The sequence below is a fragment of the Streptomyces sp. NPDC020983 genome (assembly GCF_044333485.1).
In the GTDB taxonomy this organism is placed as follows: domain Bacteria; phylum Actinomycetota; class Actinomycetes; order Streptomycetales; family Streptomycetaceae; genus Actinacidiphila.
In genome coordinates this window covers 165,091-188,454 of record NZ_JBIRRA010000005.1, presented here as the reverse complement: position 1 = coordinate 188,454, position 23,364 = coordinate 165,091, and the positions used below count along the sequence as shown (strand labels likewise).

Sequence of the window (23,364 nt, the reverse complement as noted above, 5' to 3'; positions counted from 1 at the left end):
CGGGACCGGGCCACCCTCCGCCCCGGCCCGGACACGGCGAGCCGGGCCCGGACACGGCGACTCCCCGCGTCCCGGCCGGGACGCGGGGAGTACGGCACGAGGCCCGCGGTCAGTGCTCGCGCAGGCGCTTCACCGCGTCCTTCGCCTTCTTGCCGGCCTGACGCATGTCGCCCCTGGCCTGCTCACCGCGGCCCTCGGCCTCCAGCCCCTCGTCGTGCGTGACGCGGCCGACCGTCTCCTTGACCTTGCCGGTGGCCTGCTCGGTGCGCGCGCGGGTGGTGTCGTTCTCGCTCATGGCGTGCTCCTCTCGTTCACCGGGTCGCCTTCCCCCGTACCGGCGCGTCATGGATCCCGCCCCGCCTGCGCGTGCCGGGCGGGTACGCCGCCGCGTCGCCGCCGCCCTGCTCAGCCGCCGCCGGGGCCGCGGCGCGGCGCGCCCGCTCGGCGTTGTAGTGGGCGCCGACGAGCAGCGCGAGATTGCTGAACCACAGCCACACCAGGAAGGCGACCGCGCCGGACAGCCGGCCGTACAGCCGGTCGTACGTGCCCAGGCGGGTGGTGTACGCCGCGAAACCGGCCGAGCTGAGCAGCCAGAGGCAGATGGCCACACAGCCGCCCGGCACGGCCGCCCGCAGTCCGCGCGCCACGGGCGGCCCCGAGCGGAAGAGGATCAGCACCGTGGCGGCGGCCACCGCGACGAGCCCCGGCCAGCGCAGCGCACGCCACGCCGCGAACAAGGGACTGCCCACGTGCAGCACGTCACCGGTCCTGCGGGCGAGTTCACCGCTGACCACCACGCAGATGGTGCTGCACACCATCAGGACCAGCAGCAGGAGCGCGGTGAGGACCACCCGCGGCGCGGTGCGCCAGGCGGGCCGGTGGTCGGCCACGCCGTGGATGTGGTGCAGCGCGCGCCGGAAGACGGCCGCGTAGCTGCACGCGGCCCAGGCGGCACCCGCCCCGCTCACCGCGGCCAGCGAGGTCGTCGAGGAGGCGTCCTCGGCCATGTGGCGCAGCGCGTCGGCGACGAGTGGACGGGACTCCCCGGGCATGAGCGCCTCGAGTCCGCCCGGCACCCCGCTGCCGTCGGGGCTCCCCGTCAGCCCCACCAAGGACAGCGTCATCAGCAGCGCCGGGAAGAGGGCCAGCACCGTGTAGTACGTCAGCGCGGCGGCCCGCTCGGTCGCGTCCTTGTCCCAGGCCGACGCCATGGCCCGCGCCAGGGTCCCGAGCACGTCCGGCACCGTGGCCGTCCACCGTCTGCGCCGCCGCGGCCCGCCGGCCGGTCTCCCCCGGCCGGCGGGCCGCGGCGTGCCCTCGCGCGTCGCCATGAGCTCTCCCTGTCGCCGCATCCCGGGCCGTAGCCCTCTCCTGAAGGTCTGTCCGCGTTCCGGCGTCCCACGCGGAAGGCGGGTGAGCGGTCCGGTCCTCTCCCCGGACGGAGGCGGCCGGCAGCCGCCGCGCGGGCCCCGGCGGACCCGCGCGGTGGGCGGCGGGCCCCTCCTGCGCCTTCCGCGCGGGACGGCCGGAACGGGAGGGCCCCCGTCCGCGGCCGTACGCGGCACGCCCCCGCAGGCGCTCTCAGAACCGGCGCCAGCGGGCCGAGGCGAAGGAGAACAGCCCGAAGAGGAGCAGCCCGGCGGCCGTGACCACCAGCAGCCACGGCCCGGCGGGGGTGTGCGCGAAGGACCGCAGGGTGTCGTCCAGGCCCTTGGCCTCGTGCGGGTCGAAGCGCACGGCAGCGACGAGGACGAAGACACCCGCGCCCACGTAGACGGCGCCGCGCGCGGTCCCGCCTCCGGCCCCGGCGGCGGTCACGGCCTGCCGCATGCGGGCGCCCATCCTGCCGGTCTCCAGCTTCTCCAGGAACTTCCGCCGCACCGCGCGAAAGGCGATCACCGCGCCCGCCGCGCACAGGGCCACACCGGCGGCGCCGACGATCCAGCGCCCGCCGGGCTTCTCCAGCACGGTGGCCGTCCAGTCCTTGGACTTCGAGTCGCTGCTGCTCGAACCGCCCGATCCGGCGGCGAAGGTGGCGGTCCCCCAGCACACCGCGGCGTAGAAGACCGCCCGGCCCGCCGACGCCAGCCGCTTGCCCGCGCCGTCCTCGCCCTCGGCGAGCACGGCCTGGGCCGCGCGCCACAGGGCCATGCCGGCGATCCCCACCACGAGCAGCCACAGCAGTGCCGTGCCGAAGGGCTGCGCCGCGATCTGCCGCAGGGCGCCCTGGCGGTCCGCCTGGCCGCCGCCGTCGCCGAAGGCGATCCGCAGGGCCAGGCTGCCGACGAGCAGGTAGAGCACCCCCCGCGCCGTGAAACCCGCCCGGCCGGCCGGGCGGAGTACGTCGTGCACCTCGGACTGCGCCCGCGGGGCCGTGACCCGTTTCGCCTGCTCTGCCTGCATCGCCGCCTCGCTCGTTGGTCTGGGGGTGGATGGGAGCGGTCGCGGTCCGCCGCACCGGGCGGCCGTCCGTGGCGGCCGTCTTCCCCCGTCGCACGTTCGCACGCACGATCGGGCCGGCAGGTCCCGCTCCGCCCGCACCGCACCCCGCCCGGACGCCTGCCTCTCCGGCGGGGCAGGCGTGCCGCTCGCGGGGCGGGCCGGTACGCGGCGGGCCCGCCGGCCCCGCCCGCGCCCGGGAGGTGAGCGCGGGGGCACCCGCCGGGGCCGCCGTCCCGCCGTGCCCGGCGGGCACGCCGCGGCCGTCCCCGCGGCCTCACGCCGCCCGGGGGTGCCCGCTCCCCCGGGGGGCAAGGCGGCAGGCGGCGGGAACCGGCGCCCCGGCCCGCTCCCGGCGCGGCCCGCGCCGCCGCCCGGGCGGCGGCGCAGACACCGTCCCGCGTGTCCGGTCACGGCACGATCCGCCGCGTGAGGGTGCGTCCCGGCGCGGCGGGTGCCCGGCGGCGGGACCGGAGGAGGCGCCGCAGGTGTGCGGGCCCCGCTTCCGGGCACACGCCCTGTGGGCCCCCCGGGGTGTCCGTTTCCCCCACGGGGCCGGCGGCGCCGCCGCCCGGCAGCGCCCGGCCGTCCTTCCCCCTGGCGTCCGAGCGCACCGGTCCGCCCGGACACGCCTGGGCGGCGGCACCCCCTCCCGGCGGGCGCCGCGGCGCGTCACGAGCCCTTGGGATAGATCTCCTTCACCTTGCCGTGCGGGTCGGCCTCCAGGTAGCCGGCGCCGTAGTCGTCGACGAGGTAGACGAGGAGGGAGGGCGTGTCGTCGAACAGGTCGGGCTTGGCGACGACGTAACGCAGCGTCGGATGCGGGACCTTCAGGGTCTGCTCGGCCTTGGACAGCAGTTGCGGCAGGGCGTCCCAGTCGTAGTCGGAGAGGTTGACGAGGGCGTCGCCGGGGTCCAGCGTCTCGTGCGGTTCGCGGGTGACCTCGCCGCGCCGGTAGGTGAGGTCGTCGAGGCTCTTCGGGTCGGCGGGAGTGGGCGCCTCGGCCGTCGCGAAGTCGGTGTAGACGGTGAACTCCCTCAGTTTCGTGCCGCTCATGTGGGGCTTCATCGCGGCGATCACGGCCCGTACCGCGGCCGGCGTGAGGAGCGTCCCCGAAGGCGCGGCGGAGGATCCGCCGGAGACGCCGCCGGTGGATCCGGCGCTGTCCCCGGCGCCCGGCGTCGGCGTGCCGAGCGATGCGAGCGGTCCGGCCGCGCTGTGCCGGGGCGCCGACGACGCGCCGGTACGGGAGCCGTCCGGACCGGCGTGCGGCACCAGCTGCCACACGCCGAATGTCACCAGGCCGATGGTCGTGGTGGAGGACAGCACCGCGAGCGCGATGCGGCCGGTCCTGCGCCTGCCGGGGTCGCGGCCCGCGGGGGCGTGCGGGGCGGGCGTGCCGTGGGACGGCGGGCCGTAGGACAGGGGCGTGTACGGCGGCGTGCGTCCCAAGCCGTGGGCGGCGGGCCCGGGGTACGGACCCGGCAGGCCGGGCGTTCCCCCGCCGGGTGTCCCGGCGTCCGGGGGGTACGGGGTGCCGCCCTGCCCCGGGAAGGGCGGCGCGAGGTGCACCGTCCCGGTTGACGGGGCGGCGCCGCGGTGGGGCGAGGCCGCCGGTCCGCCGGACGGGGCGGACCGCTCGGCGGCGGCCAGCAGTTCGTCGATCCGGTCGGCGTCGGGACGGGAGCGCGGGTCCTTGACCAGCAGCGCTGTCAGCAGCGGACCCAGCGCCCCGGCGCGCTCCGGGGCGGGCAGCGGTGCGTCCAGCACGGCGGCGAGCGTGGCCAGCGCGGTGGAGCGGCGCAGCGGGTGGCGGCCCTCGACGGCGACGTACAGCAGCATGCCCAGGGACCACAGGTCGGAGGCGGGGTCGCCCTCCTGGCCGCGGATCCGCTCGGGTGCGATGTACTCCGGGGAGCCGATGAGGGCGCCTGCCGCGGTCAGCGCGGTGGCGTCGCGTACCGCGGCGATGCCGAAGTCGGTCAGCACCGGGGTGCCCACCGCCGGGGACCCGCCGGGGGTGGCGCCGGACGTGCGCAGCAGTACGTTGCCGGGCTTGACGTCACGGTGCTGGATGCCCGCGGCGTGCGCGGCTCTGAGCGCGCTGAGCACCCCCCGCCCGACCCACGCCGCCTCCGGCACGGTGAGCGGCCCGCGGGCCAGCCGTTCGGACAGGCTGCCTCCCGCCACCAGTTCCATGACGAGCCAGGGGTAGGGGTGTTCGGGGGTGTCGACGATGTGGTGGATCGTCACCACGTTCGGGTGCTGGATGCGGGCCAGTGCCCGCGCCTCGCGCAGCACCCGCGCACGCATCAGCCGCGCGGCCTCCGGGTCCGCGGCCGCCTCCGCCAGGTCCGGCGGCCGCACCTCCTTCAGGGCGACCTCGCGGTCCAGCGCGGTGTCCCTGGCCCGCCACACCAGCCCCATGCCCCCGCCGCCGAGACGTGTCAGCAGCTCGAAGCGGCCGTCGACGACCCGCCCGTCCAGCCCCCCAGCATTCATGGCGCACATCGTAGAGGAACGCGTCACGCTCAGTTGCCGCCCGTCGCACGGCGGCCGGGCCACGGGCGGGTACGGTCACCGTCCCGCGCGGGGCGGCGCGGGCGGCCGTGTCCGCCGGGGGGGGGTGGGGCACGCCCCGTGGGCGCCCCCGTCGTGCGGGCGGATCGGCGCGGCGGCGGCCGGCCCGGCGGCCGCCAACGGGGCCGCGGGCCCCGGCTCGTGCCCCCGGCCGGCGCGCGGCGGCCGCACCGCGGGCGGGCGGCCCGCTGCCGCGCGGCGGGCGGGGCGGCCGTACCTCGGTCGGGCCCGGGGCGCTGACGGCGGCGCTCCCCCGCGGTGCCCGGCCCCGGGAGCCGCGGCGGGGCCCGGGACTTAAGACCCGCTTCATGTCCGGGCCCTTTGCTGGTGGCCGGCCGGCGCCGACCGCCGGACGCGGACATCCACCGGACGGCCCCTGGCACGGGTGTGCCGGGTGAGAGGGGAGGTCGCGTGCCGTATCGACGCGGACGCGGGCGCAGCCGGTATGCGGCGGCCGCCGTGCTGCTGCTGGGCACGCTGGTGGGGTGCGGCACGGCGCAGGCCGGGGGCGGCGGCCAGGTGCTGCGCTTCGCCACCGACACGCAGCCCGACTGCCTGGACCCGCAGGTCAGTCCGGACGACATCACCGCGGTGATCGACCGCAACATCTTCGACTCGCTGGTCGACGTGACCTCCGACGGCACCGTGCACCCGTGGCTGGCCACGCGCTGGAAGGTGTCGCCGGACGGGCTCGTCTACACCTTCACCCTGCGCGAGGGGGTGACCTTCCAGGACGGGACGCCGCTGGACGCGGCCGCCGTCAAGGCGACCCTGGACCACGCGGTCGCCCCGGCGACCAAGTCGCAGTACGCGGTCAACCTGATCAGCGGCTACCGCGAGGCCACCGTCCTCGACCCGCACACCGTCACGGTGCGCCTGGCCCGGCCGAGCGCCTCCTTCCTGCAGGCGCTCGGCACGCCCTACCTGGGGATCCAGTCGCCCACGTCGCTGCGGGAGAACGCCGGCAAGCTGTGCCGGCACCTGGTGGGCAGCGGGCCCTTCCGGTTCACCGGCTGGAAGACCAACCGCAGCATCGACATGGTGCGCAACGACGCCTACGACTGGGGGCCGCAGGGCAGCCACGCGGGCCCCGCGTACGTGCGCGGCCTGCAGATCCAGTTCGTGCCGGAGAACTCGGTGCGGTTCGGCATGCTGACGAGCGGCCAGACCGACGTCGCGGGCGGGCTGCCGCCCGCCGAGGCCGGCACCCTGTCGCGCGCCTCCGGCTTCCGCCTGGCCGTCGCGCAGGCGCCCGGCGGGGTCTACACGGCCTTCTTCAACTCCCGCCGGGGGCCGCTGAAGGACGAGCGGGTCCGGCTGGCGCTGACCCGCGCGGTGCGGATCGACCAGCTGGTCAAGAGCATCTACTTCGGCCGCTACCAGCGGGCCTGGAGCCCGCTCAGCCCGGCCACCGTCGACTACGACCCGTCCCTGGCCGGCAGCTGGCGCTACGACCCGGCGCTCGCCGCCCGGCTGCTGGACCAGGCCGGCTGGACCGGCCGGGACCCCCAGGGCTACCGCACCAAGGACGGCCGGCGGCTGACCCTGAAGTGGCCCTACACCCAGCAGCTGATCCGCGAGCAGCGCGACATCCTGGGCCAGGGCATCCAGGCCGAGGCGCGCAGGGCCGGCATCGACATCGAGTACGTCAAGGAGGACGCCGGCGCCTTCATCAAGGACATCGTCGCCGGCAACGCCGACATGCACGCCTTCAGCTTCGAGCGGGCGGAACCGGACGTGCTGCGCTACCCGTTCGCCTCGGACCAGACCCTGACCCACGGCGGCGGCAACGTGTTCGGTGTCCGCTTCCCGCAGCTGGACGGCTGGCTGGACGAGGCGGCCCGGTCCGGTGACCCGGCCGTGCGCGCGGCCGACTACGCGAAGGCGCAGCGGTACATCGTCCGGCACGCCGTGGCCATGCCGCTGTACGTGCCGCAGTACCTGGCCGGGGTGTCCGGCCGAGTGAGCGGACTGCGCTTCGACGCCCAGTCCGACCCGGTGTTCTTCGACGTCAGACTGGAGGGCTCGTGAGCTGGCTGAGATGGCTGGTACGCCGCCTGCTCCTGGCGGTGCTGGTGGTGTACGGGGCGGCGACGGCCGGCTTCCTGGCGCTGCGGCTGACCCCCGGGGACCCGGCCCGCACCCTGCTCGGGCTGACCGTGCCCGACCCGCAGCAGCTGACCCTGGTGCGCCACGACCTGGGCTTCGACCGGCCGCTGGTGGTGCAGTACGGGATCTACCTGGGCCACCTGGTCCGCGGCGACCTCGGGCTCTCCTACCAGCTGCAGGAGCCGGTGAGCACGGTGATCGGCTCGCAGCTGTGGTCGACGGTGCAACTGGCGCTCAGCGCCCTGGCGCTGGCGCTGCTGTTCGCGGCACTGCTCGCGGTGAGCAGCGCCGGACGGTGGCCGGTGCTGCGCGGGCTCTTCTCCGCCGTGGAGCTGTCGCTGACCGCGGTGCCCTCCTTCGGCGTCGGGGTCCTGCTGCTGACCGTCTTCTCGTTCCGGCTCACCGTCTTCCCGGCGGCGGGCGGCAGCGGTCCGAGCGGCCTGGTGCTGCCGGCCGTCACGCTGGCGCTCAGCCTCACCGGGGTCTTCGCCCAGGTGCTGCGGCACGGGCTGGAGGAGGCGCTGGAGCAGCCGTTCACGCTCACCGCCCGGGCCCGCGGCACCGGTGAGACGGCGGTGCGGCTGCGGCACGCGGTGCGGCACGCGCTGATCCCGCTGATCACGCTCTCCGGCTGGACGGTGGGCACGCTGCTGGGCGGCGCCGTGGTGGTCGAGACGGTCTTCAGCCGCCAGGGCCTCGGCCAGGTGGTCGCCGTCGCGGTCGAGCACCGCGACTTCCCCGTCGTGACCGGCGTGATCGTGGTGACGGCGAGCGTCTTCGCACTGCTCAGCATCGTGGTGGACGGGCTCTACCGGGTGGTCGACCCGCGGCTTCGGGAGGTCGTGTGAGCAGCGTGGTGACGGTCGCCGGGCAGACCGTGCAGGCGGATGCGGTCCCCCGCACCGCACGCGGCGGGCGGCTGGGCCGGGCGGTGCTGGCCGGGGCCTGGCTGGTCCTCGCGGTGGCGCTGCTGTGCGCCCTGCGCCCGGGGCTGGTGGCCGGTCAGGACCCGAACGCGGTGGACCCCATCTCCTCCTTCGCCGGGCCCGGCCGGGCCCATCTGCTGGGCACCGACGAGCTGGGGCGGGACGTGTTCAGCCGGGTGGTGCACGGCGCGGCGCCCTCGCTGGCGATCGGCTTCGGCGCGACCGCGTTCGCGCTGGTGCTGGGCACCGCCCTCGGAGTGCTCGCGGCGGTCGCCGGGCGTGCGGTCGGCGCCGTGGTGATGCGGCTGACCGATGTGCTGCTGGCCATCCCCGGACTGCTGCTGGCGCTGCTGGTGGTCGCGGTGCTCGGGCCGGGGACGCTCAACGCGACGGTCGCGATCGGCTTCGCGATGATGCCGGGCTTCGTCCGGATCGCCCGCGTCCAGGCGCTGACGGTGCTGGACTCCGGTTACGTGCGGGCGGCGGTGACCTTCGGGCGCCGCAGCCCCGGCATCTACCTGCGGCACCTGCTGCCCAACGCGGTGCCGCCGCTGCTGGTGCTGGCCACCGCCACCGTCGGCACCGCGATCATCTCCGGCTCCTCGCTGAGCTTCCTGGGCCTCGGGCCCGGCCAGCCGTCCCCCGAGTGGGGCGCGATGCTCGCCGACAGCCGGGACTTCCTCGACATCTCCGTCGGCGGCGCGCTGTGGCCCTGCGCCGCGATCATCGTGACGGTCCTCGCCCTCCAGGTCGCCGGGCGCGACCTGCGCGCCCGGTTCGAAGGGAAGCGGCATGGCTGAGACGCTGCTGGCGGTACGGGACCTGCGGGTGAGCTTCGCCGCCCCCGGCCGCGAGGTCGCCGCCGTCCGCGGCATCGACCTCGACCTGCACGCCCACGAGTGCCTGGCGGTGGTCGGCGAGTCCGGCTCGGGCAAGAGCGTCACCGCCCGCGCGCTGCTGGGGCTCGCCGGGCCGGGCGCCACCGTCCGGGCGCGGCAGCTCAGCGTGGCGGGCACCGATCTGCGCGGCCTCACCGAGCGGCAGTGGCGGCGGGTCCGCGGCGCCCGCATCGGCCTGGTGTCGCAGGACGCCCTCACCGCGCTCGACCCGCTGCGCACGGTCGGCGCCGAGGTGGCCGAGGCGCTGCGCAACCACGAGCGCCCGTCCCGGCCCGCCCGCGCCGAAAAGGTGCTCTCACTGCTCACCGAGGTGGGCCTGCCGGAACCCGCGCTGCGCGCGGGGCAGCGCCCGTACGAGCTCTCCGGCGGCCAGCGGCAGCGGGCGCTGATCGCCTCGGCGATCGCCGCGGGACCCGCGGTGCTGGTCGCCGACGAGCCGACCACCGCGCTGGACGTGATCGGGCAGGCGCAGCTGCTGGAACTGCTCGCCGCCCGCCGGGACGCGGGCACCGGGCTGCTGCTGATCAGCCACGACCTGGCGGTGGTGGCGCGGCTGGCGGACCGGATCGCCGTGATGTACCGCGGCCGGATCGTGGAGCAGGGACCGGCCGCCGCGCTGCTGGCCGCGCCCGCGCACCCGTACACCCGCGAGCTGCTGGCCGCCGTCCCCGGCACCAGGCCCAGGGGGGTGCGGCTGAGCACCCGCACGGGGGCCGCGGCGGCGGGCGGCGCCGCGTGCGGCTACGCACCGGTGTGCCCGCTGGCCACCGACCGGTGCCGCACCGAGGAACCGCCGGCCGCGGAGACCGGCCCCGGGCACACGGCGCTGTGCTGGCGCACCGCGGAGCGGCTGCCCGCGCCGCCCCCGCTGCCGGTCCCGCGGAGCGCTCCGGTGGGCGAGCCGGTCCTGGAGGTCTGCGGGCTGGCCCGCAGCTTCGGCGGGCGCCCCGCCGTGCGCGAGGTGTCCTTCACCGTCGGGCGGGGCGAGAGCCTCGGGGTGCTGGGCGAGTCGGGGTCGGGCAAGAGCACGGTGGCCGCGATGGTCATGGGGCTGCTGGAGCCGGACGCCGGCACCGTGACGCTGCTGGGCACGCCGTGGTCCGGCCTGCCGGAGTCGCGCCGCCGTCCGCTGCGCGACCGGCTCCAGCTGGTGCACCAGGACCCGCTGAGCGCCTTCGACCCCCGCTACTCGGTGCAGCGCATCGTCGGCGAGGCGCTGGGTGCGACGAGCCCGAGGGCCGCCGCCCGCCGCCGTGAGGAGATCACGGCCCTGCTGCAGCGCGTCGGCCTGGACGCCGGGCTGCTGGACCGCCGCCCCCGCCAGCTCTCCGGCGGCCAGCGCCAGAGGGTCGCCCTGGCCCGCGCACTGGCGCCGCGGCCGGAGGTGCTGGTGTGCGACGAGCCGGTCTCGGCGCTGGACGTCTCGGTGCAGGCGCAGATCCTCGACCTCTTCGCCGAGGTGCGGGCCGAGCTGGGGCTCGCGACCGTCTTCATCTCGCACGACCTGGGCGTCATCCGGCACACCTGCGACCGGGTGATCGTGCTGCGCGCGGGCACCGTGGTGGAGTCCGGGCCGGTCGAGGACGTGTTCCGCGCACCGGCCCACCCCTACACCCGGGAGCTGCTGGCCGCACTGCCGTCACCCACCGCATCCGTCCGCACCGAACCCACCACCACGAGGAGTTGACGATGTCGCCAGCCGCGTCACCGCCGCCCGTCGCCCCGCTGTCCGTGCTCGACCTGGTCCCCGTCAGCGCGGGCGGGACCCCGGGCGACGCGGTGCGCCGCAGCATCGACCTGGCCCGGCGCGCGGAGGCGGCCGGCTACCACCGCTACTGGCTGGCCGAGCACCACCTGTCCCCCGGCCTCGCCGGGGCGTCGCCCGCGGTGACGGCGGCGCTCGTCGCCTCGGCCACCGAGCGGATCCGGGTCGGCAGCGGCGCGGTCCAGCTGGGCCACCACACCCCGCTGTCGGTCGTCGAGCAGTTCGGCCTGGTCGAAGCGGCCTTCCCCGGCCGGGTGGACATCGGGCTCGGCCGCTCCCCGAGCCGCCCCTCGGTGCCGCCGCGCGGCGCCGGCACGGCGGGCGGCGCCCCGCCCGCGGCGGCGGCACGGCCGGCCCCGGCCGGCCGGCGGCTGGAGAGCGGCCTCTACCTGCCGCCGCCCTACCGGCACCCGCCGACCGGTCCGGTACGCGACCGGACCGCCCGGATGTTCGAGCTGATCACCCTGCCCGGCGCGGAGGCCAACGGATACGCCCGGCAGGTGGACGACATCCTCGGCCTGCTGGCCGGCACCCACCGGGTCAAGGCCGAGGGGCCGGTGCGGGCGGTGCCCGGGGAGGGTGCCCGGGTGGAGGTGTGGGTGGTCGGCAGCAGCGCGGGCGAGAGCGCGGAGGTCGCCGGGGCGCGCGGCCTGCCGTTCGCCGCCAGCTACCACATCAGCCCCGGTACGGTCCTGGAGGCCGTCGACGCCTACCGGAAGGCGTTCCGGCCCTCGGCGCAGCTGGCGCAGCCGCGGGTGCTGGTGTCCGCCGACGTGGTGGTCGGCACCGACGACGCGCACGCCGCGCACCTCGCGCTGCCGTTCGGCCGCTGGGTGCTCAGCTCGCGGGTCGGCGAGGAGGGCGCGATACCGTTCCCGTCGCCCGCGCAGGCGGCCGCCGAGCCGCTGACACCGGCCGAACGGGAGCTGGTGGCGGACCGGGTGGAGACGCAGGTGGTCGGTTCGGCGGCGACGGTGGCGGCGAAGCTGCGCGTCCTGCAGGAGGCCACCGGGGCGGACGAGCTCATCGTCACCACCATCACCCACGACCACGCCGACCGGGTGCGCTCCTACGAGCTGCTCGCCCGGGAGTGGTACGGCTGAAGCGCCGGGGCCGCGGCCGGCCCCGGCGGCCCGTCAGCGGGTCTCGGCCACCATGCGGGCCAGGGCGGCCCGTGACCGGATCCCCAGCTTCCGGTAGATCCGGGTGAGATGGACGTCGACGGTGCGCGGGCTGAGCCCGAGCTGCTGGGCGATCTCCCGGGTGCGCTTGCCGGTGCTGGCCGCGTCGGCCACCTCCCGCTCGCGGTCGGTGAGGGCGGCGAGCGAGTCGCCGCCGCTCTCCGGCTCCGGGCGGGCGGCGGGACGCTGCTCGGCCACCTGCTGGTACTGGCCGTCGGCGTCGGCGTAGAGGAGGCTGGCGCCGCTGCGCCGGGCGAGCTGCTTGGCGAGCACCAGCAGTGCCGCCGCGGTGTCGGGGTCGGCGGCCCGGGTCGCGGCGGCGGCCGCGTGCACCAGCGTCCTGGCCTGGAGGCAGGTCATCCGGGACTGGCAGAACGCCTTGGCCGCGTCGCGCAGCAGCGCGGCGGCGATCGCGGCCTGGCCGTTGTGGTCGGCCATGTGGCCGCGGGCCAGCAGCACGAACCCGCGGTGCTGCGGCAGGGTGGCGCTGGAGACCGTGCGCTGCATCCAGGTGTCGGCGTCGGCACCCGCACTCAGCGCGCTCACCGTCAGGCAGGCGAAGGCCGGGGCCTGGAGGGACGCGGGCAGGTCCGGCAGCTCGGCGCCGCCGCCCGCCGACAGCAGCAGGCTGGCCGACAGCTCCGGGTCGCCGGACAGCCCGGCGGCGTCCGCCAGGCAGAGGGCGGCGATCTGGCTCCAGCGCGAGTCGCTGGACAGGTCCGCGGTGTCCGTGAGCTGGCTCAGCAGGGTGTTGCTGCCGCAGACCAGCTCGTCGGTGAGCAGCATGTTGCGCCACTCCACGCACAGCAGCAGGGCGCGCTGCGCGTCGTCGCCGGCCGGCAGCGCGCTGTGCGCCTCGGCGATGGTGCGGGCCGCGTCGGTGAGCCGTCCCAGGGACTGGTAGGCGAAGGCGAGACCGTTGAGCATCACCGGCTGCAGGTGGTAGTGGCCCTGGCCGCGGACGATGCCCAGCCCGCGGCGCAGGTGCCGCTCGGCGTCGTCGAAGCGCAGCAGGATCACCTCCGTCCAGCCGAGGACGGCCAGGCACTCCAGGTGGCTGCCGACGATTGCGGCGTCCGGCAGCGAGTCCACCAGGTCCCCCGCCTCGGCCACCACGTCCGCCGCCGCCGTGCTCGCCCCGTCGGCCACCAGGCGCAGCGCGTGCAGCGCGAGCCCGGTCGCCTCCGCGGCCGGCTGGCGCTGCGCGCGGGCGTACCGCAGCGTCGCCTCGACGTCGGTGGCGGCGGCGGCGTTGCCGCTGAGGAACTCCACGATCGCCCGGGTGCAGCGCAGTACGGCGAGCTGGTCGGGCCGGTCCGCGGGCGCCTGCGCGACGGCCGTGTCCAGCATCGCGCGCGCCTCCACGTCGCGGCCCAGGGTCGCCTCCAGGGAGGCGCAGAACACGATCGCCTGCGTCTTGACCTCCGGCGAGGCGTGCTGCGCCGCCACCTGGATCTCGCGCACCACGTGGTGCCCGGCGCCGTCCTCCTCGGTCAGCAGCAGGATCTGGGTGAGCGCTATCAGCAGGTGCACGCTGGTGTCGTAGCGGCGGTCGTCGTCGGGCAGCCGGCGCAGCGCGGAGCGCAGCCAGCGGGCGGCCGCGGCCGGGTCGTTGGGCAGCGTGTCCTGCGCGGCCTGGACCAGCACCGCGTGGTCGTCGGGATGGACGCCCTCGGCGAGGTCGATGTGCTCGGCCAGTTCGGTGGCGGGGGTGCCGCGCAGCGCGAGCGCGCCGATCGCCCGGCGGTGCGCGCGCGAGAGCCAGGAGAGCGAGGCGCTCGCCCTGATCACCGTGGCCACCAGCGGATGTCGGAAGACCAGCTTGTGACTGGCGGTGAGCCGCAACACGTCGCGCCGGCGCAGTCCGTCCAGCGCGGCGCCGGCCCGGCGCGGGTCCAGGTCGGCGACGGCCGCCAGCTGGGCCAGGTCGAAGCGGGGGCCCAGGATGGTCGCCGCGGTGGCGACCGCCGACTCGGCCGGGTCGAGGGAGGCGAGTTCGGCCAGCAGCCGGGTGCCGAAGGGACCGTCGAGCGCGGGGATGCCGTTGCCCGCGGCCTGGGCCTGGGCGAGCGTGAGCAGGTAGAGCGGGTTGCCCTCGGCCTCGGCGTGCAGGCGCCGCAGGTCGGGATCCGTCGGCTCGGTGCCGAGCAGCTCGGCCGACTGCTCCTCCGTCAGTGCGGGCAGCACCACCCGCCGTACGCCGCCGCAGGCCGCGAACTCCGCGAGCGCCCCGCGCAGGGCGGCCGGCGACTGGCGCGGGCGGTGGGCCGCGACCAGCAGCAGCGGGGCCTGCGCCGGCCAGCGCAGCAGGTGTTCCACCAGGCCCACCGAGACGCTGTCGGCCTGGTGCAGGTCGTCCAGCAGCAGCACCAGCCCGTCGCCGGATAACTTCTCCAGCAGCGCCCGGACCGGTGCGTAGAGGGTGCACCCGAGCGTGCCGCGGTCGGGGCGGGACAGGGCCGCGCGGACGGCGTCGGAGGCGAGCAGCCGGTCGAGCTCCGTCCCGCTGTCGTGCCCGCGCAGGGCGTGCCGCAGGGGGTAGAGCGGCAGGTGCGCCTGCGCGGCGGGTGACGCGCCGCGCAGCACGGTCAGGCCGCGCGCGCGGGCCCGGTCGGCGAGCTCGGTCAGCAGCGTGGTCTTGCCGGCGCCGGGGTCGCCGGCCAGCTCGACGACCGCGGCCCCGCCGTCCTGCACGGTCCCCAGCACGTCGAGGACTTCCGCCAGTTCGGCACGGAGCATCACAACTGTGTTCACGCGTTCCCCCTGTCGCTGCGCGATCCCTCGCGCGACTCGCCGCGCCCGGCCGACCGGCCCGGTCCGGGCGCTGGCGGCGGAGCTGCCACTCGCGGACGTGTCCGTACCGGCGAGAGCGCCGGGCGGGCCGATCCACTGTTTGACCGGCCACAGTCAGGATGATTCGAAGCTTAGCTCGGGGCAAGACCGGCCCAGCAGGATGGCTCCGTTCCGTGCGACGACGGGAGAGACGCGATGACCGACATCCGGGCGATGGCCAGGGAGCGGCGCCACACCCTCTACTTCCTCGGCGAGATCCGCGGTATCTCGCCGGTCTTCCTGGACACCGAGGTCGACATGACCGGGGTCCGGGCCCACCGGCAGGCCGCGCGGGAGGCGGGGACGAGGCTGTCCACGGTGACCTACGTGCTCCGGGCCGCCGGGCGGGCGCTCGCCAAGCACCCGGAGGCCAACGCGGCGGTGCGCGGCCGGTGGCGCCGGCGGGTGGCCCGCTACGGGCGGGTGAACGGCAAGGTGACCTTCGACAAGACCTTCAACGGACACCGGGTGGTGGCCTCCACCGTGCTGCCCGACGTGGACCGGGCCGAACTCGGCGAGCTGCAGGAGCAGATCGGCCGGATCCGCGACGGGGACCCGGCCGAGCTGCCGGAGTTCGCCGGGATCCGGCTGCTGCACCGGCTGCCGCAGCCACTGGCCGCCGCGGCCTTCCGCGCCAGGACCAGGCCGCTGGCCGGCCGCGACCTGGTGCTCGGCACCTTCGCGGTCACCTCCCTGGGCCACCGGCCGGTCGACGGCTTCCACTCCGTCGGCGGCACCACGGTGACCTTCGGCGTCGGCCGCACGCTGGAGCGGCCGGTGGTACGGGACGGGGCCGTCACCGTCGCGCCGGTGCTGCGGCTGAACCTGGCGTTCGACCACCGGGTGATCGACGGCGCCGAGGCCGCGGACCTGCTGGCCGACGTCCGCGACGAGCTGGAGTCGGTGCGTCCCGCGCCCTGAGCCGTACCGGACGCGGGACGGCGGCGGTGGGGGTGCGGCGGTCTCCACCGCACCCCCGCCGCCGCGCGTCGTCGCCGTCCTCAGTCCTCGGTCGTGATGACCCGCTCGGGGCACGCGAGCGCGCCGCGCCGGGCGCTCTCCTGCCGCTCCGGGTCGCTCTCCTCGAAGTCGGGCAGGTCGTTGAAGCCGTCCTCGTTGAGGACGTACACCTCGGGTGCGCGCATCGCGCACAGCCCGTGGCCCATGCAGTTCCCTGCGTCGATGCGCACCTTCATCAGCGGCCTCCCCGCTCGTTCACCAGGTCGAGCGCGAGCAGGCCGCGCCCGGGAGAGTAGTGCCGGATCGGCGGGTGGTCGGGGTGGACGTGGTAGTCGGGGATGCGCCTGTGCCACTCCTCGAAGGCGATCGAGAGGATCCGCCGGGCCAGGTGCATCCCGAGGCAGCGGTGCGGTCCGACGCCGAAGCCGAGGTGGCGGGTGGAGGGGCGGTCGAAGTCGACCTCGTCGGGACGGTCGAAGACGTCGGGGTCACGCCCCGCCATGCCCCAGGACATCAGCACCCGGTCGCCCTTGCGCAGCAGCACCCCGTGCCGCTCCACGTCCTCGGTGACGAGCCGTCCGGTGGTGGACACCGGTTCGTGCCGCATCAGCTCCTCGACCATCAGCGGCACCTTCGCCGGCTGCTCGACGATGAGGCGGCGCGCCTCGGGATGCTCGGCCAGGTAGAGGAACTGCAGGCCGAGCGAGGCGGTGGTGGTGTCCAGACTCGCCATCATGTTGACGAACGCGGTGTTGATCATCTCGTCCCGGGTCAGCTCACGGCCCTCGAAGCGCGAGCGCAGCAGCTGGCTGAAGACGTCGCGCCGGCCCTCGATGCCGGCGGCGCGGCGCCGGTCGAGCGCCTCGCCGAAGAAGTCCCGGATGGGCTGGTTGGCGATCCGGATGTCCTCGTCGGTCCTGGCGTTCGGGATGCCCTCGCGGCGCAGCCACGTCTTGTGGTTGAGCAGCATGTCGAGGTACTCGCGCCCGATGCCGAAGGTGATCAGGAAGGTCTCGGCGGGCAGCGCGGTGGCGAAGTCCGTGACGAACTCCACCTCGCCGCGGCCGGCGAGCCGGTCCACCGCCTCGGCCGCGGCCCGGCGGATCTCGGGGGTGAAGTGGTTGACCATCTTGGGGTTGAAGAGCTCCGCGAGGGTCTGGCGCCAGCTGCGATGCTCCTCGCCGTCGAGCATGATCGGGATCTGCTTCTCCGGGAAGATGTCCCGGTGCGGGATGCCCAGCTGGGAGCTGGAGAAGATCTGCGGGTTGCGGGCGGCCCACTCGATGTCCTCGTAGCGGGTCAGGATCCAGTATCCGCCGGCGGCCTCGGACCGCAGGACCGGACCCTCCTCGCGGATCTCCCGCCAGTACTGGACCGCGGTCTCCTGCAGCCAGGGCTGGTAGATCGACCACTGCCGGATGCGTTCCTGCACCGTTGCGGGCGCACCGGCGGCGTCCTGCCGTTCACTCGTACTGGTCATGTTGCGAGCCCCTGCCAGTCTGCGAAGGGGAGGCGATGCGCCGCCGGCGGCGCCGGGCGCATCGGCCACGGTTGTGCCGCCAGCCTCGCCGCCGCGACTAGGGCGGGCCTTGGCGGGTCCTAAAGCTCGCCGCGCCACGGCCCTGACGACCTATCACGGTGGTTGCCAGCGGTAAAGCCCGTGCCGTACCCTCGCCAACGAAGCGGATAATTAATCCGTTTGGCCGCGAGGCGGTCCGACCACGCCGTCCGGACCATTCCCCCCTGCATGCCGCCGCACCCCTTCCTGGTGCCACCTCCCAAGGACGCAGATGAGTGAGCAAGGTTCCAAGTCCACCGCCCTGGCGGATGCCGGCGTCCCGGCGCCGGCATCCGGCCGCGGCCCCAACAAGGCGTTAGTCCTCGGCATCATCCTCACCTGCCAGCTGATGGTGGTGCTGGACGTCACGATCGTGAACATCGCGCTGCCCAAGATGCAGGACGCGCTGTCCTTCTCCCCCACCGGCGCGGCCTGGGTGCTCAACGGCTACACCCTGGCCTTCGGCGGCCTGCTGCTGCTCGGCGGGCGGGCCGGCGACACCTTCGGGCGGCGCCGGATGCTGCTGATCGGCCTGTCCGTCTTCACCCTGGCCTCGCTGGCCGGCGGCCTCGCACCCAACGCCGGGGTGCTCATGGCCGCCCGGGCGGTCCAGGGCGCCGGCGGCGCGATGACCGCGCCGAGCGTACTGGCGCTGCTGGCCTCCAACTTCGAGGAGGGCCCGGAGCGCAACAAGGCGCTGGGCCGCTTCTCCATGGTGCTCGGCCTCGGGCTGACCCTGGGCTTCGTGCTGGGCGGCCTGCTGACCTCCGCCTCCTGGCGGCTGGTGTTCTTCATCAACGTGCCGATCGGCGCGGTGGCGATCGTCCTGGCACTGCGCTTCCTGGCCGAGACCGAACTGCACCGGGCGAAGTTCGACGTGGTGGGCGCCGTACTGTCCACCCTCGGCGTGGTGTCGGTCGTCTTCGCGCTGATCCACGCCGCCTCGGACGGCTGGGGCAACGGCCTGACGATCGCCGGCTTCGCCGTCGGCGCGGCCCTGCTGGTCGCCTTCGTCCTGGGCGAGCGCGGCGCCGCGCAGCCGATCATGCCGCTGCGGCTGGTGACCGAACGCAACCGCGGCGGCGCCTACCTGAACAACCTGATGCTGCCCGCGGCCACCACCGGCATGCTCTTCCTGCTCTCGCAGTACGTGCAGGAGGTGCACGGCTTCAAGCCGCTGGAGGCGGGCCTCGCCTTCCTTCCGCAGGCCGCCGCGCAGTTCGCCGCCGCCCGCACCGCGCCCAAGGTGATCGGCAAGGTGGGTGCCAAACGCCTGACCGTCATCGGCACCACCCTGGTGCTGGCCGCCGCCGCCTGGCTCACCCAGGTCGGCGCGGACAGCGGCTACGCCGCGCACGTCGTCGGCCCGATGATCCTGCTCGGGGCCGGACTCGGCCTGAGCTTCATGCCGCTGAGCGCCACCGTGCTGGGCGGGCTGCCGCGCAGCGACACCGGCGCCGCCTCCGGCCTGATGCAGGCGCTGCAGCAGATGGGCGTCTCGCTGGGCGTGGCGATCCTGGCGACGGTGTACGGCACCTCGGTGCACGGCAGCTCCCACCCCGCGCGCAGCGCCCAGGCGCACGGCTTCGCGATGGCCTTCGTGGCCGCGACGGTCGTCACCGTCGCCGCGGTCCTGGTGGCCGCACTGGTGATCAAGAGCCCGAAGAAGGCGGCCGCCGCGAGCTGACCGCCGCCCGCACCCGGCACGAGAAGGCCCGCTCCCGCGTCCGACGCGGGAGCGGGCCTTCTCGCGTCCCCTGCGGCCGCAGGCCGCCGCGGCGCCCCGGCCTAAGCTCCGCTTCAGCCGGCCGGGCCACCATCGGAGGTACACCGCACGCCCGGCGCGCAAGGCCCCGGCCGGAGCACACGCACGGCGGGTGGACGCCCGCCGCGCTCCCCGGCGGCGACGCGGGCGCGGCCGGGCCGCCGGGCCCGGCGGGAGTCCGGGGAGTCCGGGGAGGACGAGGAGCGCCGGCAGGAGGGCAGGGGATGACAACGCACAGGACATCAGCCGATCTGGTCGCGGCACCGGACCAGGAGCACTTCCGGGAGGTGCTGGGGCACTTCGCCAGCGGGGTGATCGCGGTCACCGGGACGGCGCCGGACGGCGGGCCGGCCGGGCTGACGGTCAGCTCGTTCACCTCGGTCTCGCTGGAGCCGCCCCTGCTCTCCTTCTGCGTCGCGCACACCAGCCGCAGCTGGCCGCGGCTGCGCGCCTCGAAGGGCGTCTGCGTCAACATCCTGAGCGACGGCCAGCAGGACGTCGCCACCCGGCTGGCCCGCAGCGACGAGCGGAAGTTCGAGGGCCTGCGCCTGTCGTCCTCGCCGGGGGGCCTGCCGGTGCTCGACGGCGCACTCGCATGGCTGGAGGGCGCCGTGGTCGCCGAACACCCCGCCGGGGACCACGACATCGTGGTCGTCCAGGTGCACCGGCTCGCCGCCGCCGGCCGCCTGGGCCCGCTGCTGCGCTTCCGCGGGGCCTTCGAGCGGCTCGCCGAGCGCCGGGAGGGCGCGTGAGCCCCGCACGCCGGGCCCGCCGGGAGGCGGGGCCCTGAACCGCCGTCGCGCGGCGGCACGCCGGTGGCCCCCTCGCCGTACCGCCGAGGGGGCCACCGGCGTGCTGCCGCCGTCCGGCGGGCCGTCAGAGCGTCAGGGCGTGGATCCGCTCCAGCGTCGGGGCCTCCAGGACGTCCGGGAGCGAGAGGGCCCGCCCGGTGCGCTGCTCCAGCACGGTGAGCAGTGCCAGCAGGTGCACCGAGTCCCAGGCGGCGACCTCGTCCAGCGGGCGGGTCGCCTCCTCCGGGGTGACGGCGAGTCCGAGCTCGTCGTGGATCAGCGTGAGGAAGTCGTCCAGGGTGTTCATCGTCGTGCTCCCACCGTCTGGGCGAAGCCCGCGTCCAGGGTCAGATGCCCGGGCACCGCCGCGATCGAGACCAGGTCGTGCCGGTAGAGGGTGGCGCCGGCCTGCTCGCCGGTCACCGTGAAGCCGTTCGCGGGCAGGAAGTCCCGCAGCTTGGCGTTCTTCCTGGTCGGCGCGTACCGGCCGACCACCGCCGTGGCGCCGTGCCCGGCGGCGTGGCGCAGCAGTGTGCTCAGGGTGGCCTGCTCGATGCCGCGCCCGAAGACCCGGCAGCTGAGCAGCATGTTGTCCAGGTGCAGCACGGTGCCCTCCCAGTGGGCGAAGACCGCGCCGACGGTGCCGTTGGAACCGAACCGGTCGGCCGCGCCGATCGCCAGCACCAGCGCGTCGCGGTCCTCGGCCAGCGCCGCGACCTCGGCGGGCTGCAGGCGCTGCGTGGTGAGGTTGAACTGGTTGGTGCGCAGGGTGATCTGCGCGACGCGCGGCACGTCCGCCGCGGCCGCCTCGGTCAGCCGGACCACGACGCCGAGCGCGCGCAGGTACTCCTCGACGGAGTCGAAGCCCTGCTGGAAGTCGGTGCGCGCCAGCTCGGTGCGGTACATCCCGCCGCGGGCCCGGTCCTCGGCGGTCAGCTCGCGGGTGTCGAACCAGCCGCCGCGCAGCAGCGCACCGGTGTGCCCGGCGGGGTCGGCGCCCACCGGCACCGTCGCCACCTGCGGCAGGGTCGCGCGCACCATGCCGATCTCGGCGGCGCTGTCGTCGACGAAGACGAGGCTGTCCACGCCGATGTTCAGCTCGGCTGCCAGCGCCCGCAGGTTGTGCGGCTTGGGCTGCCAGTTCGCCACGATCCGCACGAAGTCGTCCTCGCGCAGCACCATGCCGGGGTGGCCGGCCAGCGCGGCCCGTACCGCGTCGAGGTCGTTCTTGCTGGCCACGGCGAGCAGCACGCCCTGGGACCCGAGCTGCTTGACCACCCGCTGAAAGGACGCGAACGCCTCGCCCCGGTAGCCCTCGCCGATCTCGATGCCCTCCACGCCGTCCTCGGCGAGGATGCCGCCCCACAGCGTGCCGTCCAGGTCGAGCACCAGGCACTTGCGCCCGCGCCCGGCGGCCTGCACGGCCAGCTGCCCGACCTCGGCGGCGAAGGCGGCCAGCAGCGCGTCGGGCAGGTGCGCCTTCGCGTAGCTGCTCAGCCGGGCGTCGTGGGCCGCGACGCCCTCGGCGACCAGCGGGTCCAGGTCGATCACCACCACCCTGGGACTGCCCTCGGCGATCCGCAGCAGCCGGGCGTTGGCCTCCCGCCACAGCGCGCCGAGCCGGGCCCGGGAGCGGTGGTCGATCAGCTGGGCGGTGTAACGGCGCGGCAGCGGAAGGGTGGCGAGCACCAGGGTGCCGCGCGCGTGCTCGGCGAACCGTGTGCTCAGCGCCTCCAGGAGGGCGATCTTCTCCTCCAGCACCCGCTGCACGTCCGCGGGCTGCCAGGGCACCGGCACCTCGTCGAAGACGAGCGTGGCGTCCAGCAGGCACAGCGCCAGATCGGGGTCGGCGGCGTGGAGTTCGCCGCCCGGATCCGACAGCGCGAACACCCAGCTGTCGTGGTCGGTGACGGTGGCCCGCAACAGCAGCCCGTGGCGGGCGAGTTGCGCGGTGAGCGCGGGCACCAGCGCGGCCAGGGTGCCGTGCCCGGTGATCGCGACCGACACGACGGGGGTGCCGGGTGCCGCGGCCGTGACGGCCTCGACCGGCACCTGGGCCAGCAGGCGTCCGGCGCGGATCAGGTCCTCGTCCGGCAGGTCCGCCAGCAGCCCGGCGATCTGCGGGTAATCGGCGGGGATTCGGCCGGACCGGTGCAACTCGCGCAGCCGGTCCAGGGACGCCCCGTCCGGATGCGGTAGCGCTGAGCCGTTCATTTCCCATCCTCTCCCGACGACGCGGTTCGATCGGATCGTGGCCAGCGCGCCTAAAGCTCCCCTAATCCGGCCGCGGGCGCGTACCGCACGGGCGGGGCGGCCCGCACGGGTGCCGGCGGCGGGGAGGGTCACGCGGTTTTCGGGTAATCCACCTCCTGGTAGCCGGCGTAGCCGGAGAATTCGGTGTAGTCGGCGCGCAGGATCGTCTGGTGGAGTTCGCGCAGCATCCGGCACGGTTCCAGGCCGAGTTCGCGGTTGAGGGTCTCCCGGGCGAGCTGGTACGTGCGCAGGGCGTCGGCCCGCCGGTTGCTGCGGTAGAGCGCCAGCATCAGCTGCTGGTAGAACTCCTCGTGCAGCGGGTGGTCGGCGATGAGCCGGGAGAGCACGCTGACCATCGCCCGGTGGTGGCCGAGCCGCAGATTGGCCTCCACGCACATCTGCGCGCACTCCAGCCGCAGTTCGTCGACCCAGGTGACGAACTCGGCGACGATCGGCCCGTCCCGCAGTTCGCTCAGCGCCGGACCGCGCCACAGGTCGAGCGCCGACTCGAACGAGGCGGCGGCCTCCTCGTAGCGTCCGGCCCGCAGCTGCGAGCGCCCCTGGAAGGCGGCGGCGCGGAAGACGTGCAGGTCGAGCTCGTCGTCGGCGACCTGGAGCAGGTAGCCGGGAGAGCAGGTGACCAGCGGTCCGGCCGCGGAACCGCCCTCGGGTGCGAGCAGCTTGCGCAGCTGGGAGATGTAGACGTACAGGCCGGCGGTCGCCTGCCGGGGCGGGTGGTTGCCCCACAGCTCCTCGATGATCCGGTCCTGGGAGACCACCTGGTTCGCCTTGACCAGCAGGGTGGCAAGGAGCTGTTCGATCTTTCGGGCGCTGAGCGACGCGTAGGTGTCCCCGTCGGCGATCTGGAGTGTGCCGAGCACACGGTACTTCATTTCCCGCTCCTCCTCCGGGCAGCCGTCGCCGGCCGGGCCCGCCAGTGTTCGGCGGGACGTCGCCGGCGACACGGTGATCGGGAGGCACGCTACCCAGATCACCTCACCCGCCACATCAGCGAAACTACGTACCCCTGCTACCGCGGAGGTGCCGCCCGGAGCGGGCAAACGGCGCCGTCCCCCCGCCACGGGCAAAGGGATGGCATCGCGCGGTTCACAGGCGGGTCACGAAACGGGGCAGGAAAGCGGGCAAAGATGGCGGATTGCCCGGTGGGCCGTGCGGCGGGCGCCATTTGCACGTAACGCCGCGGCAAGAAACACCACCGCAACGGAATGCGCCCGGTCCGGGCGCGTACGGCGCCGTTCCGCAAAGGGAACCCGCCCCGCTTTAGCCCGCAGCTAGAACTCGCTTA

The 23,364-nt window shown here is 75.3% G+C and carries 18 protein-coding genes; 8 read left to right on the top strand and 10 right to left on the bottom strand.

Features of this window, described 5'->3' with window-relative positions; all coding sequences use genetic code 11:
* Positions 1-109 precede the first annotated feature (109 nt).
* The 4 genes from ACH4SE_RS12525 to ACH4SE_RS12510 form a co-directional block, all read right to left on the bottom strand.
* Positions 110-295: a CsbD family protein gene (locus tag ACH4SE_RS12525; RefSeq protein WP_398543322.1), complete on the bottom strand. Its 186-nt coding sequence runs from the start codon at positions 293-295 to the stop codon at positions 110-112.
* Between the two features lie 16 nt (positions 296-311).
* On the bottom strand, positions 312-1,235 hold the full coding sequence (locus tag ACH4SE_RS12520; RefSeq protein WP_398543321.1) for a YihY/virulence factor BrkB family protein: 924 nt from the start codon (positions 1,233-1,235) through the stop codon (positions 312-314).
* Positions 1,236-1,581: 346 nt separating this feature from the next.
* Complete coding sequence (locus tag ACH4SE_RS12515) at positions 1,582-2,403, bottom strand: DUF1206 domain-containing protein (RefSeq protein ID WP_398543320.1); 822 nt, start codon at positions 2,401-2,403, stop codon at positions 1,582-1,584.
* Between the two features lie 708 nt (positions 2,404-3,111).
* Entirely contained in the window at positions 3,112-4,941 is a 1,830-nt protein-coding gene (locus ACH4SE_RS12510; RefSeq protein WP_398543319.1) for a protein kinase, read from the bottom strand.
* 489 nt (positions 4,942-5,430) lie between these two features.
* Here ACH4SE_RS12510 and ACH4SE_RS12505 point away from each other — a divergent pair, with 489 nt between their 5' ends.
* Genes ACH4SE_RS12505 through ACH4SE_RS12485 form a run of 5 tightly spaced genes read left to right on the top strand, consistent with a single transcriptional unit; the run spans position 5,431 to position 11,821 of the window.
* Positions 5,431-7,050 (top strand): ABC transporter substrate-binding protein, encoded by a 1,620-nt coding sequence (locus tag ACH4SE_RS12505; protein ID WP_398543318.1) that lies wholly within the window; start codon positions 5,431-5,433, stop codon positions 7,048-7,050.
* Complete coding sequence (locus ACH4SE_RS12500) at positions 7,047-7,976, top strand: ABC transporter permease (protein WP_398543317.1); 930 nt, start codon at positions 7,047-7,049, stop codon at positions 7,974-7,976. The genes ACH4SE_RS12505 and ACH4SE_RS12500 overlap by 4 nt, the downstream gene beginning before the upstream one ends.
* Positions 7,973-8,854: an ABC transporter permease gene (locus ACH4SE_RS12495; RefSeq protein ID WP_398543316.1), complete on the top strand. Its 882-nt coding sequence runs from the start codon at positions 7,973-7,975 to the stop codon at positions 8,852-8,854. The genes ACH4SE_RS12500 and ACH4SE_RS12495 overlap by 4 nt, the downstream gene beginning before the upstream one ends.
* Positions 8,847-10,640 carry a dipeptide ABC transporter ATP-binding protein gene (locus ACH4SE_RS12490; protein WP_398543315.1) on the top strand — a complete coding sequence of 598 codons (1,794 nt, stop codon included), beginning with the start codon at positions 8,847-8,849 and terminating at the stop codon, positions 10,638-10,640. The genes ACH4SE_RS12495 and ACH4SE_RS12490 overlap by 8 nt, the downstream gene beginning before the upstream one ends.
* 2 nt (positions 10,641-10,642) lie before the next feature.
* Entirely contained in the window at positions 10,643-11,821 is a 1,179-nt protein-coding gene (locus ACH4SE_RS12485) for an LLM class flavin-dependent oxidoreductase (RefSeq protein ID WP_398543314.1), read from the top strand.
* 33 nt (positions 11,822-11,854) lie between these two features.
* Here ACH4SE_RS12485 and ACH4SE_RS12480 read toward each other — a convergent pair whose 3' ends face one another.
* Positions 11,855-14,653 carry a LuxR C-terminal-related transcriptional regulator gene (locus ACH4SE_RS12480; RefSeq protein WP_398543313.1) on the bottom strand — a complete coding sequence of 933 codons (2,799 nt, stop codon included), beginning with the start codon at positions 14,651-14,653 and terminating at the stop codon, positions 11,855-11,857.
* 234 nt (positions 14,654-14,887) lie between these two features.
* Between ACH4SE_RS12480 and ACH4SE_RS12475 the strand changes: the two genes are divergently transcribed.
* Positions 14,888-15,652 (top strand): 2-oxo acid dehydrogenase subunit E2, encoded by a 765-nt coding sequence (locus ACH4SE_RS12475; protein WP_398543312.1) that lies wholly within the window; start codon positions 14,888-14,890, stop codon positions 15,650-15,652.
* A gap of 80 nt (positions 15,653-15,732) precedes the next feature.
* On the opposite strand, the gene ACH4SE_RS12470 is transcribed toward ACH4SE_RS12475, so the two are convergent.
* Both ACH4SE_RS12470 and ACH4SE_RS12465 read right to left on the bottom strand, forming a co-directional pair.
* Complete coding sequence (locus ACH4SE_RS12470; protein WP_398543311.1) at positions 15,733-15,927, bottom strand: ferredoxin; 195 nt, start codon at positions 15,925-15,927, stop codon at positions 15,733-15,735.
* On the bottom strand, positions 15,927-17,171 hold the full coding sequence (locus ACH4SE_RS12465; protein ID WP_398543310.1) for a cytochrome P450: 1,245 nt from the start codon (positions 17,169-17,171) through the stop codon (positions 15,927-15,929). The genes ACH4SE_RS12470 and ACH4SE_RS12465 overlap by 1 nt, the downstream gene beginning before the upstream one ends.
* 310 nt (positions 17,172-17,481) lie before the next feature.
* On the opposite strand from ACH4SE_RS12465, the gene ACH4SE_RS12460 reads away from it, so the two are divergent.
* Together ACH4SE_RS12460 and ACH4SE_RS12455 are read left to right on the top strand one after the other, a co-directional pair.
* The gene (locus tag ACH4SE_RS12460) at positions 17,482-18,936 is read left to right on the top strand and encodes an MFS transporter (RefSeq protein WP_398543309.1); all 1,455 of its coding nucleotides are present in this window, start codon (positions 17,482-17,484) and stop codon (positions 18,934-18,936) included.
* Between the two features lie 302 nt (positions 18,937-19,238).
* Positions 19,239-19,766, top strand: coding sequence for a flavin reductase family protein (locus ACH4SE_RS12455; protein WP_398543308.1), 528 nt, complete (start codon positions 19,239-19,241; stop codon positions 19,764-19,766).
* 124 nt (positions 19,767-19,890) lie between these two features.
* Here ACH4SE_RS12455 and ACH4SE_RS12450 read toward each other — a convergent pair whose 3' ends face one another.
* From ACH4SE_RS12450 to ACH4SE_RS12440, 3 genes are all read right to left on the bottom strand, one after another.
* Positions 19,891-20,112: a phosphopantetheine-binding protein gene (locus ACH4SE_RS12450; RefSeq protein ID WP_398543307.1), complete on the bottom strand. Its 222-nt coding sequence runs from the start codon at positions 20,110-20,112 to the stop codon at positions 19,891-19,893.
* Positions 20,109-22,019 carry an HAD-IIIC family phosphatase gene (locus tag ACH4SE_RS12445; protein ID WP_398543306.1) on the bottom strand — a complete coding sequence of 637 codons (1,911 nt, stop codon included), beginning with the start codon at positions 22,017-22,019 and terminating at the stop codon, positions 20,109-20,111. The genes ACH4SE_RS12450 and ACH4SE_RS12445 overlap by 4 nt, the downstream gene beginning before the upstream one ends.
* Before the next feature lie 128 nt (positions 22,020-22,147).
* On the bottom strand, positions 22,148-22,951 hold the full coding sequence (locus ACH4SE_RS12440) for a BTAD domain-containing putative transcriptional regulator (protein ID WP_398543305.1): 804 nt from the start codon (positions 22,949-22,951) through the stop codon (positions 22,148-22,150).
* Positions 22,952-23,364: the final 413 nt, after the last annotated feature.